This is a genomic window from Achromobacter sp. EB05, assembly GCF_044232075.1.
GTDB lineage: Bacteria > Pseudomonadota > Gammaproteobacteria > Burkholderiales > Burkholderiaceae_B > Achromobacter > Achromobacter dolens.
Genome location: NZ_CP155917.1, coordinates 4,821,473 through 4,836,726, shown reverse-complemented (window position 1 = coordinate 4,836,726; position 15,254 = coordinate 4,821,473). Strand labels below are relative to the sequence as shown.

The 15,254-nt window shown below is 67.1% G+C and carries 14 protein-coding genes; 9 read left to right on the top strand and 5 right to left on the bottom strand.

Annotated features, from left to right (window positions below):
• Positions 1–17 precede the first annotated feature (17 nt).
• The 6 genes from AAID08_RS22015 to AAID08_RS21990 all read left to right on the top strand — a co-directional run bounded on the left by AAID08_RS22015 (position 18) and on the right by AAID08_RS21990 (position 5,077).
• A complete protein-coding gene (locus AAID08_RS22015) occupies positions 18–344 on the top strand; it encodes a YbaB/EbfC family nucleoid-associated protein (protein WP_006385500.1) in 327 nt (108 codons plus the stop codon).
• A gap of 67 nt (positions 345–411) precedes the next feature.
• The gene (recR, locus tag AAID08_RS22010; RefSeq protein WP_006385499.1) at positions 412–1,020 is read left to right on the top strand and encodes a recombination mediator RecR; all 609 of its coding nucleotides are present in this window, start codon (positions 412–414) and stop codon (positions 1,018–1,020) included.
• A 95-nt stretch (positions 1,021–1,115) separates the two neighbouring features.
• A complete protein-coding gene (locus tag AAID08_RS22005) occupies positions 1,116–2,405 on the top strand; it encodes a CaiB/BaiF CoA-transferase family protein (protein ID WP_064524049.1) in 1,290 nt (429 codons plus the stop codon).
• Complete coding sequence (locus tag AAID08_RS22000; RefSeq protein ID WP_049075404.1) at positions 2,386–3,426, top strand: ABC transporter substrate-binding protein; 1,041 nt, start codon at positions 2,386–2,388, stop codon at positions 3,424–3,426. The genes AAID08_RS22005 and AAID08_RS22000 overlap by 20 nt, the downstream gene beginning before the upstream one ends.
• Positions 3,419–4,231 carry an ABC transporter ATP-binding protein gene (locus AAID08_RS21995; RefSeq protein WP_054501088.1) on the top strand — a complete coding sequence of 271 codons (813 nt, stop codon included), beginning with the start codon at positions 3,419–3,421 and terminating at the stop codon, positions 4,229–4,231. The genes AAID08_RS22000 and AAID08_RS21995 overlap by 8 nt, the downstream gene beginning before the upstream one ends.
• 51 nt (positions 4,232–4,282) lie before the next feature.
• A complete protein-coding gene (locus AAID08_RS21990; RefSeq protein WP_049075402.1) occupies positions 4,283–5,077 on the top strand; it encodes an ABC transporter permease in 795 nt (264 codons plus the stop codon).
• Between the two features lie 43 nt (positions 5,078–5,120).
• Here the strand turns inward: AAID08_RS21990 and AAID08_RS21985 are convergent, their stop codons facing one another.
• The 4 genes from AAID08_RS21985 to AAID08_RS21970 are packed head-to-tail and all read right to left on the bottom strand — an operon-like array spanning position 5,121 to position 8,929.
• Entirely contained in the window at positions 5,121–5,702 is a 582-nt protein-coding gene (locus tag AAID08_RS21985) for a biliverdin-producing heme oxygenase (RefSeq protein WP_064524051.1), read from the bottom strand.
• On the bottom strand, positions 5,699–6,352 hold the full coding sequence (locus AAID08_RS21980; protein ID WP_116792850.1) for a hypothetical protein: 654 nt from the start codon (positions 6,350–6,352) through the stop codon (positions 5,699–5,701). The genes AAID08_RS21985 and AAID08_RS21980 overlap by 4 nt, the downstream gene beginning before the upstream one ends.
• A gap of 7 nt (positions 6,353–6,359) precedes the next feature.
• Positions 6,360–6,725 carry a response regulator gene (locus tag AAID08_RS21975; RefSeq protein ID WP_054501091.1) on the bottom strand — a complete coding sequence of 122 codons (366 nt, stop codon included), beginning with the start codon at positions 6,723–6,725 and terminating at the stop codon, positions 6,360–6,362.
• Positions 6,722–8,929, bottom strand: coding sequence for an ATP-binding protein (locus tag AAID08_RS21970; protein WP_064524055.1), 2,208 nt, complete (start codon positions 8,927–8,929; stop codon positions 6,722–6,724). Before AAID08_RS21970 ends, AAID08_RS21975 begins: the two co-directional genes overlap by 4 nt.
• 166 nt (positions 8,930–9,095) lie before the next feature.
• Here AAID08_RS21970 and AAID08_RS21965 point away from each other — a divergent pair, with 166 nt between their 5' ends.
• The gene (locus AAID08_RS21965; RefSeq protein WP_100504158.1) at positions 9,096–9,623 is read left to right on the top strand and encodes a carboxymuconolactone decarboxylase family protein; all 528 of its coding nucleotides are present in this window, start codon (positions 9,096–9,098) and stop codon (positions 9,621–9,623) included.
• Between the two features lie 32 nt (positions 9,624–9,655).
• Here the strand turns inward: AAID08_RS21965 and tal are convergent, their stop codons facing one another.
• Complete coding sequence (tal, locus tag AAID08_RS21960) at positions 9,656–10,609, bottom strand: transaldolase (protein WP_054501094.1); 954 nt, start codon at positions 10,607–10,609, stop codon at positions 9,656–9,658.
• A 222-nt stretch (positions 10,610–10,831) separates the two neighbouring features.
• On the opposite strand from tal, the gene carA reads away from it, so the two are divergent.
• Both carA and carB read left to right on the top strand, forming a co-directional pair.
• The gene (gene carA, locus AAID08_RS21955; RefSeq protein WP_054501095.1) at positions 10,832–11,986 is read left to right on the top strand and encodes a glutamine-hydrolyzing carbamoyl-phosphate synthase small subunit; all 1,155 of its coding nucleotides are present in this window, start codon (positions 10,832–10,834) and stop codon (positions 11,984–11,986) included.
• Between the two features lie 10 nt (positions 11,987–11,996).
• Positions 11,997–15,239, top strand: coding sequence for a carbamoyl-phosphate synthase large subunit (gene carB, locus AAID08_RS21950; protein ID WP_054501096.1), 3,243 nt, complete (start codon positions 11,997–11,999; stop codon positions 15,237–15,239).
• Positions 15,240–15,254: the final 15 nt, after the last annotated feature.

Below are 15,254 nucleotides of genomic sequence, written 5' to 3'. Positions count from 1 at the left end.
TTCAAGGAAGCTCCATCATGATGAAAGGACAACTGGCCGGCCTGATGCGCCAGGCGCAGCAGATGCAGGAAAACATGAAGAAGGCGCAGGACGCGCTGGCCGAGATCCAGGTCGAAGGCGCCTCCGGCGGCGGCCTGGTCAAGGTCACCATGACCTGCCGCCACGACGTCAAGCGCGTCGAAATCGATCCGTCGCTGCTGGCCGACGACAAGGACATGCTGGAAGACCTGGTCGCCGCCGCCTTCAACGACGCGCTGCGCAAGGCCGAAGCCACCTCGCAGGAAAAGATGGCGTCCGTCACCGCCGGCATGCCGCTACCCCCGGGCATGAAGCTGCCGTTCTGATCGAACGTTCCGGCCGCCGCCGCCCCGGGCGGCGCGGCCTTTGCCGTCCGCAAGTTGCCGTCGTGTCATGGACCCTCTACTGCCCGAACCCGAACCGCTGGTCTCGCTGATCGAGGCGCTGCGGCGCCTGCCCGGCGTGGGTGTGCGTTCCGCGCGACGCATGGCCTATCACCTGTTGCAGCACGACCCCCAGGGCGCCGACATGCTCGGACGCGCGCTGGCCGGCGCCGTGCGCGACCTGCGCCACTGCTCGCGTTGCAACAGCTTCGCCGAAGAAGACGTGTGCGCGACCTGCGCCAATCCCAAGCGCGATCCCTCGCTACTGTGCATCGTCGAGACGCCGGCCGACCAGAACATGATCGAGTCCAGCCACGGCTACCGCGGCCTGTACTACGTGCTGATGGGACGCGTCGCGCCGCTCGAGGGCATCGGCCCGCGCGAGCTGGATTTCGACCGCGTCATCCGCCGCGCCACCGACGGCGTGGTGCAGGAGGTTATCCTGGCCACCAACTTCACCGCCGAAGGCGAGACCACCGCGCATTTCCTGGGCGAGGCCCTGGGCGAGCGCGGCCTGCGGGTCACGCGCCTGGCGCGCGGCGTGCCGGCCGGCAGCGAGCTGGAATACGTGGACGCCGGCACCATCGCCTGGGCGCTGATGGAGCGCAAGACCACCTGACACGCCCCACAATAGCGCGCCGGCAATGTACCGGCGGGCATTGGAAAAACGGCCCGCCCGCGCGGCGCGGCCTCCACGAGAGGAAGACAACCAACATGTCAGCCCTGACCGGCCTGAAGGTCCTGGAACTCGGCACGCTCATCGCCGGCCCGTTCGCCGCGCGCATCTTCGGCGAATTCGGCGCCGACGTCATCAAGGTGGAAACGCCGCACGGCCCCGATGGCACGGGCGGGGGCGACCCCATCCGCAGTTGGCGCCACCTGCATGAAGGCAATTCGCTGTGGTGGACGGTGCAGGCCCGCAACAAGCAATCCATTGCCCTCAATCTCAAGCATCCCGAGGCCCGCGAAATCGCCCGCAAACTGGCGCTGGACGCCGACGTGGTGGTCGAGAACTACCGCCCCGGCGTGCTCGAGAAGTGGGGCCTGGGCTTCGAGCAGTTGCGCGCCATCAATCCCGCCCTCATCATGGTGCGCCTGTCCGGCTACGGCCAGACCGGCCCGATGAAGGATCAACCGGGCTTCGGCGCCATCGGCGAATCCATGGGCGGCCTGCGCTACGTGTCGGGGCATCCCGACCGGCCGCCGCTGCGGGTCGGCATCTCGATCGGCGATTCGATCGCCGCGCTGCATGGCGTGATCGGCGCGATGATGGCGCTGCGCCACCGCGACGCCACCGGCGGCCGCTGGAACGGCGTGCAGGGCGAAGGATGCCAGGCGGGGCAGGGCCAGATGGTCGACGTGGCGCTGTATGAGGCCGTGTTCAACATGATGGAAAGCCTGGTGCCCGAGTATGACGTGGCCGGCGTGGTGCGCGAGCGCACCGGCGGCGCGCTGCCCGGCATCGTGCCGTCCAACACCTACACCACGCGCGACGGCCAGAACATCGTCATCGCCGGCAACGGCGATGCGATCTTCCACCGCCTGATGCTGGCCATCGGCCGCGACGACCTTGCCTCGGACCCGGACCTGGTGCGCAACGATGGCCGCGCCCGCCGGGTCGCCGAGATCGACGGCGCCATCCAGCAATGGTGCGATGGCCGCGGCATCGAGGAAGCGCTCAACACCCTGAAGGCGGCCGACGTGCCGGTCGGCAAGATCTACAGCGTGGCCGACATGTTCAGCGATCCGCAGTTCCTGGCGCGCCGCATGATCGAGCAGCACCACTTCGCCGACGGCAGTCCGGTCAAGCTGCCTGCGGTGGTGCCCAAGCTCTCGGAAACCCCGGGCGGCACCCGCTGGATCGGTCCGTCATTAGGGGAACATACCGAGGAAGTCCTGAAATCGCTGGGGTATGATTCAGCGGCTATCGACAAGCTGGCGCAGACCGGCGCTATCGGTATCCCCGCACCCAAGGAGACAACACATGTCAGTCACACGTCGTGATCTGCTCAAGATGGCCGGCGCCGCCGGCGTCATGGGCATGGCCCCCGCCATCGTGCGCGCCCAGAAGCTGGAGAAGACCAAGGTCCAGATCGCCGTGGGCGGCAAGCCCCTGATCTACTACCTGCCGCTGTCCATCGCCGAAGCGCGCGGTTACTTCAAGGACGAGGGCCTGGACGTCTCCATCGCCGACTTCGCCGGCGGCTCCAAGGCGCTGCAGGCCGTGGTGGGCGGCAGCGCCGACGTGGTCTCGGGCGCCTTCGAGCACACCCTTGCCATGCAATCGAAGGGCCAGGCCTACCGCGCCTTCGTGCTGCAGGGCCGCGCGCCGATGATCGGCGTGGGCGTCTCCAAGAAGAACCTGCCCAACTACAAGGGCCCGGCCGACCTGAAGGGCAAGAAGATCGGCGTGACCGCGCCGGGCTCGTCCACCAACATGGTGGTCAGCTTCTTCCTGGCCAAGCACGGCCTGAAGGCTTCCGACGTTTCCATCATCGGCGTGGGCGCCGGCGCCGGCGCGGTGACCGCGCTGCGCAGCGGCCAGATCGACGCCATCTCCAACACCGACCCCGTGGTGTCGATGCTGGAAATGCCGGGTGACATCCAGATCATCGTCGACACCCGCACTCTCAAGGACACGCAGGACATCTTCGGCGGCAACATGCCGGCCGGCTGCCTGTACGCGCCGCAGGCGTTCATCGACGCCAATCCGAATACCGTGCAGGCGCTCACCAACGCCATGGTGCGCGCCGACAAGTGGATCCAGAAGGCCGGTCCCGACGAGATCGCCAAGGTCGTGCCGGAAACGTACCTGCTGGGCGACCCGGCGGTGTACAAGGCCGCCATCGGCAAGAGCCTCGAGGGCCTGTCGCCCGACGGCATGATCCCCGAGGACGGCGCCGCCACCGCGCTCAAGGCCCTGGCTGCGTACCAGGCGGATTTCGACGGCGCCAAGATCGATCCGTCCAAGGTCTGGACCAACGATTTCGCCCGCCGCGCCAACGAGAAGTACCCCAATGGCTGAAGCCGCGCTATCGCTGGAAAACATCAGCTGCACCTTCGTCTCCCGCGACGACCGCTCGCAGCGCTACACCGCCGTCAGCGACACGAGCCTGGCCATCGCGCCGGGCGAGTTCGTGTCGGTGGTGGGCCCCACGGGCTGCGGCAAGTCCACCCTGCTCAACGTCAGCGCCGGCCTGCTGGCGCCGTCGTCGGGCCAGGTAAAGGTCTTCGGCCAGCCGCTGTCGGGCATCAATTCGCGCGCCGGGTACATGTTCCAGGGCGAGGCGCTGCTGCCTTGGCGCAGCGCGCTCGACAACGTGGTGGCCGGGCTGGATTTCGCCGGCGTGCCGCGTGACGAGGCGCTCGAGCGCGGCCGCGACTGGATGCGCCGCGTCGGCCTGGGCGGCTTCGAGAGCCGCTATCCGCACCAGATGTCCGGCGGCATGCGCAAGCGCGCCATGCTGGCGCAGACGCTGATCCGCGACCCCGACATCATCCTCATGGACGAGCCGTTCTCGGCGCTCGACATCCAGACGCGCCAACTGATGGAAAACGAGGTGCTGGACCTGTGGATGGCCAAGCGCAAGGCGGTGCTGTTCATCACCCATGACCTGGACGAAGCCATCGCCATGAGCGACCGCGTGGTGGTGCTGTCGGCCGGGCCAGGCACGCATCCCATCGGCGAATTCGCCATCGACCTGCCGCGTCCGCGCGACGTGGCCGAGGTGCGCAACAACCTGCGCTTCGTCGAACTGCACGCGGCCATCTGGGCCGTGCTGCGCGAGGAAGTGCTCAAGGGCTATGCCCAACAACAGAAGCGGGCCTGAGGCCGTGCCTGATCCCGGCCACGCCCGCTTCCCCATGAACAGGCCCTGACCATGTCCAAGTCGTTCAAACCAGGTTCCGCCAGCCTGCGCTTCTGGCAGTTGCTGCTGCTCGTCGTCATCCTGGGCGTGTGGCATTTCGCCTCGCGCGATTCCAAGGTGGCGTTCTTCTTCGGCGAGCCCCTCAAGGTATGGGGCCGCATCTGGGCCTGGTTCGTCACCAACGCCGACATCTACACCCACCTGTGGGTCACGCTGACCGAAACCGTGCTGGCCTTTTTCATCGGCACCATCGCCGGCCTGGCCTTCGGCCTGTGGCTGGGCCTGTCGCCGCGCGCCAGCGCGATTCTCGATCCCTACATCAAGGCGGCCAACTCCATGCCGCGCGTGATCCTGGCGCCGATCTTCGGCATGTGGTTCGGGCTCGGCATCTGGTCCAAGGTGGCGCTGGCGGTGACGCTGGTGTTCTTCATCGTCTTCTTCAACGTCTACCAGGGCGTGCGCGAAGTCAGCCCGACGCTGCTGGACAACGCCCGTATGCTGGGCGCGCGCCGGCGCCAGTTGCTGCGCCACGTCTACCTGCCGTCGGCCACCAGTTGGGTGTTCTCCAGCCTGCACACCTCGGTGGGCCTGGCCTTCGTCGGCGCGGTGGTGGGCGAATACCTGGGCTCGGCCAGCGGCGTCGGCTACCTGATCCTGCAGGCCGAGGGCACCTTCGACGTCAACACGGTGTTCGCCGGCATCGTGGTGCTGACCGCGTTCGCGCTGGTGCTGGATTACATCGTCGGGATCGGTGAAAAACGTTTGATGAAGTGGCAGCCGAAGTCGGGCGAGACCGAGAAGATCTGACCCGCAGGCCGTCCCGGAGCCGCGCGCTGGCGCGGCCCGGCGGCTATCGCTGGCCCGGGCTCTGCAGGGCGCCCTGGTCCCGGAGCCAGGCGGCGAGGCTGTCGAACGCGTCGCGCGCGCCTTTCAGCGCCTGCGTTTCCTGTCCTTGCGCCGCCACGTCCAGGTGTTGCAGGAAACCCTTCCACAGTGGCCCGACCTCATCGCCATAGCCGCGCAGGTAGCGCAGCGGCAACGGCGGATCGGCGGCTTCGAGCCGCTTGGCCAGGAAGCGTCCTCCCAGTTGCGAACCCTCGACCACGTAGGCCACGCCCAGCGCATAGGCGTCGGCCGCCAGCGGGCGCGGCGCATCGGGACATTGCGGAACCGGCGCGCTATCGCCCGCCGCCCGCAGGTCGGCACGGATCAACGCGCTTTTGCCGTCCCGGTCCGCAGCCCGCAACGAGGCGGGCCAGTCCAGTTGCCACAGCCGGCTTTCCACCGGTTCAAGCCAGCCCAGCATGGCGCGCAGATAAGCCACATAGCGGGCCGGGCTGACGTTGCCATCGGCCAGCGCCAGCCCCATATCCAGGGCCTCGTGGCGGTCGCGCGTGCCGTCGCGCAGGAGTTGGTGCACCGGGGAGATCATGCGGGCTCATTGCCGGGGGCGGCGTTGCGGTGCAAGGACCAGATCTGCGGCTGCCGCTCGAAGCGCCAGCCTGAATCGGCGGCCAGCCATTCGATGTCGCGCGCGTCGAACAGCGCGGGCCCGTCCGGCGCCTGCGCGGGCACGGCGAAGCGGGCATGCCATGCCGAGGGGTCAGCCGTGTCGAGCTCCACTTCGGCGTCTTCGGGCAGCCAGGCCACCAGGCACAGCAGCCAGGCCATGAGCAGATAACGACTGCTGAAAGCGGGCAGTTCGAGCATGCCCGGGTCCTCGGGCCAGCGGACCCGGCGCTTGGACCACATCAATTGCGAGAACAGCAGCTTGCGGCATTCCTTGAGCAGCGTTGCCAGCGGCAGCATCGCGCCGTTGTCGCTGAACCACTGGTCGAGGTCGCGGATCACGCTGACGCTGTCTTCCAGCATATCGTTGAGGTCTCCGGCGAGCCGTTCGCAGCGCTGCTGCCGGGCCTCGGCATCCGCGCCTTCCGGCGCGTGGCCCAGCATCGCCGCCGCCAAGGTGGCGTTCGATAGCGGCGCGATGGCCTCATGGCGCAGCACCGGGAATATCTGCGCCAGCACCTTCAGCCGTACGCCTTGCGCGGCCAGCGCCTGGGCGGAAATATCGACTTGCATGGCGGTGTCAACCTGCCTGGCGCAGCACGGTCAGCAGCGCATCGGGGTCGGCGGGCTTTTCGATCCAGCCATCGAAGAGGGCGGTGGCGTCTTCGTGCCGTTCATGCCGCGCCAGGCCGCTCAGGGCGTAGATGCGCGATGACACATTGCGTTCGCGCAGCCGGCGGGCCAGCTCGTAGCCGTCCATGTCGGGAAGCAGGATGTCGACCAGCACTGCTTCGGGAGCGAACGTGGCGGCCTGCCGCAGCGCGTCTTCGCCAGTACCTGCGCAGCGCGCTTCCAGGCCGGACAGCGCCAGGAATTCGGCCAGCAGTTCCGAGCCCATTTCATTGTCGTCAACCAGCAGGACGCGTAGGGCGCGCTCGTCGTTCAAGGGGTGTCTCCAGATTCGGGGATCTGCGGCGCATCCTGGTCGCGCGGCAGGGTAACGGTGAAAATGACCAGGCCGTCGCGGCAGTCGACGGCGATCTCGCCCTGGTGGTCGCGCACCACCTGTTCGGCGATGTACAGGCCGAGCCCGAGGCCATTGCGGTTGCGCGACTGACCCAGGGATTCGGGCTTGAAGGGCGAGAACAGGTGCGCCATGACCTCGTCGGGGATCGGCGCGCCATGGTTGGCCACGGTAAGTTCGATGGTGTCGCCACGCGGCATCGCGCTGACGTGGATCGGCATGCGCGGCGCGCCATGCTGGCGGGCGTTGCTCATCAGGTTGGTGACCACCTGGGCGATGCGGTCGGTGTCGGCCGTCAGCACCAGGTCGGGGTGCACGTCCGGCTCGATGAGCAGGCCGGGATAGGCCTGGCGCTTTTCCTCGATCAGACCGTTCAGGAGGTCGGACAGGCGGCATTCGCGCTTTTCGATGCCGAGCCCCATGCCGCCCTGCAGCCGGGATAGATCCAGCACCTGCGAGATCAGCCGCTGCATGCGTCCGCTGGAATAGCGGATGCGCTCGCCCATGCGCGCGCCGGCGTCGGTCCGCGAAAGCAGCGTGGCCGCCATGGAAATCGATTGCAGCGGATCGCGCAGGTCATGGCCCAGCATCGCCAGCAGCGCGGTGCGGGCGCGGTCGACGTCGGCGGCGCGGCTGGTGGCGATGTGCGACAGCTCGTCGCGCAGGTTGTCGGCCGCCTCGAGTTCGGCCGGCAGCCAGGGCGGGCTGGTGTCGCGCATGACCTCGCGCCAGGCCTCGAACGAGCCGCGCGGAGTCAGGCGCGGCCCCAGGTTGCCCACCGCGTATTGCTTTTCGGGTTTGCCGCCCCACACCACGGTCTCGATCTGTTCGCGCCGCAACCAGATCAGCCAACCATTGTTCATGGGATCGAACTTGCACGCCAGCAGGCCCGCATAGGGCACCAGGTCGGTCTGCAGCTCGGGATAGTCGCGCGCGATGTGGTTGGTGTGGACGACACGTTGCCCGCTCTGGTCCAGCGCGCACAGGATGCCGGCAAGTTCGCCGCGCGGCGCGATGCCTCCGAATACCGTGACGCTGTTGCCCCACAGGCACAGCGCGGCGTCGTTGGCGATCAGCGAGGCGGGCGTTTCCGGGCCGCCGGAAAGGGCCTGGTGGATGTTTTCGGAATCCGACGCGCGCTCGGTCAGCCGGCTGACCAGCGCGGCATTGCGCCGTGTCTGCGCGGCGCGGTCGTTGCCCTCGATGGTCGCCAGCGCCGCGGACAGCACCTGCGCCAGGGCCTCGCAGGCCAGCCGGGCCGGGTAGGGGACCAGGCGCGGCGAATGGTGGTGGCACGCGATCATGCCCCAGAGCCTGCCGCCGATCACCAGCGACAGGCTCATGGTGGCGCGCACGCCCATGTTCGCCATGTATTCCAGATGGACCGGCGACACGCTGCGCAGCACCGAGAAGCTCATGTCGAGCGGCGCGTCTATGCCGTCCTGCGCCAGCACCCGCACCGGCCGGTATTGGCCGTCGGCGATCTGGCGCAAGGTATTCACGGTGTACAGGCGGCGCGCCTGGGCCGGAATGTCGCCGGCGGGATAGCGGCGCCCGACCCAGTCTTCGAGCGCGGGATCGCCGCGCCGCTCGGCCACGATCTCGCCGCTGTCGTCGGGATGGAAGCGATAGGCCATGACGCGGTCGAAGCCGGTGGCGCGTTGCACCTCTTGGACGGCGCGCTCCAGCAGGCCGGCGATGTCGCGCTGGGCCCGCACGCGCTCGATGCTGCGGTAGATCAGCGCCTGATCGGCGATGCCGGCGTCGTTGCCGCGGCGCTCGAGTTCGATCAGCGTCAGTTCGTCGGTGTTGCGGTGGGCGATGACGTCGTAGACGTGCCCGTCCAGCGAGATGCTGAGCGGATCGAAGACGGGATCGTCCTGAGACAGCCAGCCTGGCAGGTTCCGCGCCAGGCCCGGCGGCAGCGAAGCCGGATCGCAGCGATAGCCCAATGCGACCGGCATCCCCAGCACCTGCGGCGCGTTTTCGCTGGCGTAGCGCAACACGCCCGCGGCATCGAAGGCGAGCAACGCGCCCAGGGGCTGGATCGCGCCCGGGACGTGAATCGGTTCGCTGTCGCAGTTCGCGAGCGTGACTGGCGGATGCGACTGGGTGGGCGCATTCATTCTAGGCTTGTCCTGGAGGTGCGCAATGTGTTGTCATTATGTCAAAGTTCTTGCGAATGTGTGCATATGCAGCGTAGGGGATTTTGGCGCGCGCCGCCTCGTCTTTTGGGCGTCCACCATCCCCCTGGCCGTTTGGCGCAAGCGGCCGGATTATTCCGGAGTTTCCATGGCGCGTCTTCCCTACGCCGATCTGTCCCATCCCGAAGCGCGACCCCTGGTCGACCGCATCGTCGCCGAACGCGGCAGCGTGCTGCACTTGTACCAGATGTTGCTGCACAGCCCGGCCGTGGCCGGCGGCTGGCTCAACTACCTGACCTCGATCCGGCAGTTGTCGACCCTGCCGGGCGACATCCGCGAATTGGTGATCATGCGGGTGGCGGCGATCAACGGCGCGCCCTACGAGGCCGACCAGCATGCGCCGATCGCGCTGAAAGAGGGCGTGTCGCAGGCCCAACTGGACGCCTTGTCCGATTGGGAGGCCTCGTCCCTCTTCAGCGAGCGCGAGCGCGCCGTGCTGGCCTACACCGACGCCATGACGCGCCAGGTGCAGGTGCCCGAGCCGGTGTTCCAGGCGGCCCGCGCCGCCATGGGATCCGACAAGCTGACCGTGGAATTGACCGCCACCGTGGCGGCCTACAACATGGTGTCACGCTTCCTGGAAGCGCTGCAGGTGCATTCGCACGATCATCGCTGAGCGCGCCCGGCCAATGCCGGCCGGGCAAGCGGTCAGGCGCGTTGCGCTTCGATCAGCGCGTCCAGCTTGATGGCGTCAGCCACGAACGCGCGGATGCCTTCGGCCAGCTTGTCGCTGGCCATGGCGTCGTCATTGAGCAGGGTGCGGAACGCCACTTCATCCGAGGCGATGCGGGCGATATCGCCGCTCACCGCGTCGGCGCGCAGTTGCGCCGGGGCGTCGCCTTCGGTCTGCGCGAGCTGGGTCAGCAGCTCGGGGCTGATGGTCAGCAGGTCGCAGCCCGACAGCGCCAGGATCTGGCCGACGTTGCGGAAGCTGGCGCCCATGATCTCGGTGGCGATGCCGAAACGCTTGTAGTACTGGTAGATGCGGGTCACCGACTGCACGCCGGGGTCGCGCGCGCCGGCGTGGTCGGCTTCGACCCAATTGGCGCCCGCGGCCTTCTTGTGCCAGTCGTAGATGCGGCCGACGAACGGCGAGATCAACTGCACCTGGGCATCGGCGCAGGCCACCGCCTGCGGCAGCGAGAACAGCAGCGTCAGGTTGCAGCGCACGCCCTCGGCCTGCAGCGCGCGGGCCGCCTGGATGCCTTCCCAGGTGGATGCGATCTTGATCAGCACCCGTTCGCGTGGCACGCCGGCGGCTTCGTACAGGGCGATCAGGGCGCGGGCGCGCTCGATGGTGGCGCGGGTGTCGAACGACAGGCGCGCGTCCACTTCGGTCGAGACGCGGCCGGGCACGATGTCCAGGATGGCGCGGCCAAAGGCGACCAGCAGGCGGTCCATCAATTCGGGCGTGGGGGCGCCGCGGTGGTCGCGCGCGGTCTTTTCCAGCAGCGGGCGGTAGGCGTCCTGCTGCACGGCCTTCAAAATAAGGGACGGGTTTGTGGTGGCGTCGGTGGGCCGCAGCGCCTTCATCGCTTCGAAATCGCCGGTGTCGGCGACGACGGTGGTGTGATTGCGCAGGGCGTCAAGTTGGCTGGACATGGACAATACGGCTCGCAGCATCAGGGTTGAAGGTGCTTTAGCGTATCACCGCGCCGCCGGCCGCGCTGTCACCGTTGGTAGGCCGGCGGCGGGGCGTGATCGGCCTGGCGCGGCGGCTGAAATCTTCGATCTCAGCCTTATTTGGCGCGGTTCCCCGGGAAAAACGCCCGCTCAAGGTATAATTCCAAGGTTTGATTATCGATTCTAAAACCGGGGTTTACTGTGCTGCCGCAACTCTTTCCCGAGGGGATCAACCGCTTCCCTCCTGCAATTCTGGCTCTGGCGGACGGTACCATTTTTCGAGGCGTGTCGATCGGTGCGCCTGGGCATACCGTTGCCGAAGTGGTGTTCAACACCGCGATGACCGGGTACCAGGAAATTCTCACCGATCCCAGCTATAGCGGCCAGATCGTCACGCTGACCTATCCGCATATCGGCAACACCGGCGTCAACGCCGAGGACGTCGAAGCCAACCGCGTCTACGCCGCCGGCCTGGTGGTGCGCGACTGTCCCGCCCGCGTGTCGAACTTCCGTTCCACGCAATCGCTGCCCGAGTACCTGTCCGAGCAGGGCATCGTCGCCATTTCCGGCGTCGACACCCGCAAGCTGACCCGCATCCTGCGTGAAAAGGGCGCCCAGGGCGCCTGCATCTTCGTTGGTTCGGACGCCGACCGCGCCGTCGAACTGGCCCGCGGCTTTGCCGGCATGGCCGGCCAGGACCTGGCCAAGGTCGTGTCCATCAAGGACAGCACCACCTGGACCCAGGGCACCTGGCAACTGGGCGAAGGCTACACCCAGCCCGACCAGTCCAAATTCCATGTCGTTGCCTATGACTTCGGCATCAAGTCCAACATCCTGCGCCTGCTGGCCGACCGCGGCTGCCGCCTGACGCTGGTGCCGGCCCAGACCAGCGCCGAGGACGTCCTCAAGCTCAATCCCGACGGCGTGTTCCTGTCCAACGGCCCCGGCGACCCCGAGCCCTGCGACTACGCCATCGACGCCACCCGCGTGTTCCTGGACAAGAAGCTGCCGGTGTTCGGCATCTGCCTGGGCCACCAGATCATGGGCCTGGCCGTCGGCGGCAAGACGCTCAAGATGAAGACCGGCCACCACGGCGCCAACCACCCGGTGCAGGACCTGGCCTCCAAGCGCGTCTTCATCACCAGCCAGAACCACGGTTTCGCGGTCGATGCGGCCAGCCTGCCGGCCAATGCGCGCGTCACGCACGTCTCGCTGTTCGACGGCACGCTGCAGGGCTTCGAGCTCACCGACCGTCCGGCCTTCTGCTTCCAGGGCCACCCCGAAGCCAGCCCCGGTCCGCACGACATCCTGGAGCTGTTCGACAAGTTCATCAGCCTGATGTCCGGCCAAAAGTAAAGATTGCATCATGCCCAAGCGTACAGACCTAAAAAGCATTCTCATCATCGGCGCCGGCCCCATCATCATCGGGCAGGCCTGCGAATTCGACTATTCCGGCGCGCAAGCGTGCAAGGCGCTCAAGGCCGAGGGTTACCGCACCATCCTGGTGAACAGCAACCCCGCCACGATCATGACGGACCCGGAAACGGCCGACGTCACCTACATCGAGCCCATCACCTGGCAGGCCGTCGAAAAGATCATCGAGCGTGAAAAGCCCGATGCGCTGCTGCCCACCATGGGCGGCCAGACCGCGCTGAACTGCGCGCTCGACCTGGCCCGCCATGGCGTGCTGAAAAAGCACAACGTCGAACTGATCGGCGCCAACGAGCACGCCATCGAAAAGGCCGAGGACCGCCAGAAGTTCAAACAGGCCATGACCGACATCGGCCTGGAATCGGCCAAGTCGGGCGTCGCCCACAGCATGGACGAAGCCTGGGAAGTGCAGCGCCGCATCGCCGCGGAAGTCGGCACCTCGGGCTTCCCCGCCGTGATCCGCCCCAGCTTCACCATGGGCGGCTCGGGCGGCGGCATCGCCTACAACGCCGAAGAATTCGAAACCATCTGCCGCCGCGGCCTGGAAGCCTCGCCCACCAGCGAGCTGCTGATCGAAGAGTCGCTGCTGGGCTGGAAGGAATTCGAGATGGAAGTGGTCCGCGACAAGGCGGACAACTGCATCATCGTCTGCTCCATCGAGAACCTGGACCCCATGGGCGTGCACACTGGTGACTCGATCACCGTGGCGCCGGCCCAGACGCTGACCGACAAGGAATACCAGATCATGCGTAACGCATCGATCGCGGTGTTGCGCGAGATCGGCGTGGACACGGGCGGCTCGAACGTGCAGTTCGCGGTCAACCCCAAGAACGGCCGCATGATCGTCATCGAGATGAACCCGCGCGTGTCGCGTTCGTCGGCGCTGGCGTCCAAGGCCACCGGTTTCCCCATCGCCAAGGTCGCCGCGCGCCTGGCCGTGGGCTACACGCTGGACGAGCTCAAGAACGAAATCACCGGCGGCGCCACGCCCGCCTCGTTCGAGCCGTCGATCGACTACGTGGTCACCAAGGTGCCGCGTTTCGCCTTCGAGAAATTCCCCACCGCCGACGCGCGCCTGACCACCCAGATGAAGTCCGTGGGCGAAGTCATGGCCATCGGCCGCACCTTCCAGGAATCGTTCCAGAAGGCGCTGCGCGGCCTGGAAGTCGGCGTCGACGGCCTGAACCAGAAGACCACCGACCGCGAAAAGCTGCAGGTCGAGCTGGGCGAACCCGGTCCGGAACGCATCTGGTACGTGGGCGACGCCTTCGCGCAGGGCTTCACGCTGGACGAAGTGCACAACATCACGCACATCGACCCCTGGTTCCTGTCGCAGATCAAGGAAATCGTCGATATCGAGCTGGCGCTCGAACAGAAGACGCTGTCCGACCTGGACTACGCCACCCTCTGGGAACTGAAGCGCCGCGGTTTCTCCGACCGTCGCCTGGCGTTCCTGCTGGACACGGTCGAATCCGAAGTGCGCAAGCTGCGTCACCAGTTGAATGTGCGCCCGGTCTACAAGCGCGTGGACACCTGCGCCGCCGAATTCGCCACCCGCACGGCCTACATGTACTCGACCTACGAGGAAGAGTGCGAAGCCGCGCCCACCGACCGCAAGAAGATCGTGGTGCTGGGCGGTGGCCCGAACCGCATCGGCCAGGGCATCGAGTTCGACTACTGCTGCGTGCATGCCGCGCTGGCGCTGCGTGACGACGGGTACGAGACCATCATGGTCAACTGCAACCCGGAAACCGTCTCCACCGACTACGACACCTCCGACCGCCTGTACTTCGAGCCGTTGACGCTGGAAGACGTGCTGGAGATCGTCCACAAGGAAAATCCGGTCGGCATGATCGTCCAGTACGGCGGCCAGACCCCGCTGAAGCTGGCGCGCGCGCTGGAAGCCAACGGCGTGCCGATCATCGGCACCAGCCCGGAATCCATCGACATCGCCGAAGACCGCGAGCGTTTCCAGAAGCTGCTGAACAAGCTCGGCCTGCGCCAGCCGCCCAACCGCACGGCCCGCACGGAAGCCGAGGCCCTGGCCCACGCCGCCGAGATCGGCTACCCGCTGGTGGTGCGTCCCAGCTACGTGCTGGGCGGCCGTGCCATGGAAATCGTGCACGAGCAGCAGGACCTCGAACGCTACATGCGCGAGGCCGTGAAGGTCAGCAATGACTCGCCCGTGCTGCTGGACCGCTTCCTGAACAACGCCACCGAAGTCGACGTGGACTGCCTGGCCGACGGCGAAACCGTCTTCATCGGCGGCGTCATGGAACACATCGAGCAGGCCGGCGTGCACTCGGGCGACTCCGCCTGCAGCCTGCCGCCGTACTCGCTGTCGGCCGACGTCATCGCCGAGATCAAGCGCCAGACCGGCATGATGGCCAAGGCCCTGAACGTCAGCGGCCTGATGAACGTGCAGTTCGCCATCCAGGGCGGCGATGTCTACGTGCTGGAAGTGAACCCGCGCGCTTCGCGCACGGTGCCCTACGTGTCCAAGGCCACCGGCCTGCAACTGGCCAAGATCGCCGCGCGCGCCATGGCCGGCCAGACGCTGGCGGCCCAGGGCGTCACCCGCGAAGTCGTGCCGCCTTACTTCTCGGTCAAGGAAGCCGTGTTCCCGTTCGTGAAGTTCCCGGGCGTGGACACCATTCTCGGCCCGGAAATGAAGTCGACCGGCGAAGTCATGGGCGTGGGCACCAGCTTCGGCGAGGCCTTCGTCAAGTCGCAGCTTGCCGCCGGCGTGCGCCTGCCGGAATCCGGCACGGTGTTCATCAGCGTCAAGAACCAGGACAAGCCCCGCGCCGTCGAAGTGGCGCGCGGCCTGCACGCCCTGGGCTTCAAGCTGGTGGCCACGCGCGGCACCGCGGCCGAGATCGAAGCGGCGGGCATTCCCGTGCAACTGGTCAACAAGGTCACGGAAGGCCGTCCGCACATCGTCGACATGGTCAAGAACGGCGAGATCGCGCTGGTCATCAACACCGTCGAAGAGCGCCGCAACGCCATTGCCGACTCGCGTACCATCCGTACGCAGGCGCTGGCCGCGCGCGTGACCTTCTTCACCACCATCGCCGGTGCGCGTGCCGCGGTCGAGGGCATGCAGTACCTGCGTCAAGGCCTCGGCCTGCAGGTGTATCCGCTGCAGGAACTTCACGCGTCCTTGTTGGACAAATAGCGCTTGGGCGCGCAG

Excerpts from the sequence above, each read along its gene's own strand:
- AAID08_RS22015 (WP_006385500.1), top strand. The coding sequence starts at position 18 with ATGATGAAAGGACAACTGGCCGGCCTGATGCGCCAGGCGCAGCAGATG.
- recR (WP_006385499.1), top strand. The coding sequence starts at position 412 with ATGGACCCTCTACTGCCCGAACCCGAACCGCTGGTCTCGCTGATCGAG.
- AAID08_RS22005 (WP_064524049.1), top strand. The coding sequence starts at position 1,116 with ATGTCAGCCCTGACCGGCCTGAAGGTCCTGGAACTCGGCACGCTCATC.
- AAID08_RS22000 (WP_049075404.1), top strand. The coding sequence starts at position 2,386 with ATGTCAGTCACACGTCGTGATCTGCTCAAGATGGCCGGCGCCGCCGGC.
- AAID08_RS21995 (WP_054501088.1), top strand. The coding sequence starts at position 3,419 with ATGGCTGAAGCCGCGCTATCGCTGGAAAACATCAGCTGCACCTTCGTC.
- AAID08_RS21990 (WP_049075402.1), top strand. The coding sequence starts at position 4,283 with ATGTCCAAGTCGTTCAAACCAGGTTCCGCCAGCCTGCGCTTCTGGCAG.
- AAID08_RS21985 (WP_064524051.1), bottom strand. The coding sequence starts at position 5,702 with ATGATCTCCCCGGTGCACCAACTCCTGCGCGACGGCACGCGCGACCGC.
- AAID08_RS21980 (WP_116792850.1), bottom strand. The coding sequence starts at position 6,352 with ATGCAAGTCGATATTTCCGCCCAGGCGCTGGCCGCGCAAGGCGTACGG.
- AAID08_RS21970 (WP_064524055.1), bottom strand. The coding sequence starts at position 8,929 with ATGAATGCGCCCACCCAGTCGCATCCGCCAGTCACGCTCGCGAACTGC.
- AAID08_RS21965 (WP_100504158.1), top strand. The coding sequence starts at position 9,096 with ATGGCGCGTCTTCCCTACGCCGATCTGTCCCATCCCGAAGCGCGACCC.
- tal (WP_054501094.1), bottom strand. The coding sequence starts at position 10,609 with ATGTCCAGCCAACTTGACGCCCTGCGCAATCACACCACCGTCGTCGCC.
- carB (WP_054501096.1), top strand. The coding sequence starts at position 11,997 with ATGCCCAAGCGTACAGACCTAAAAAGCATTCTCATCATCGGCGCCGGC.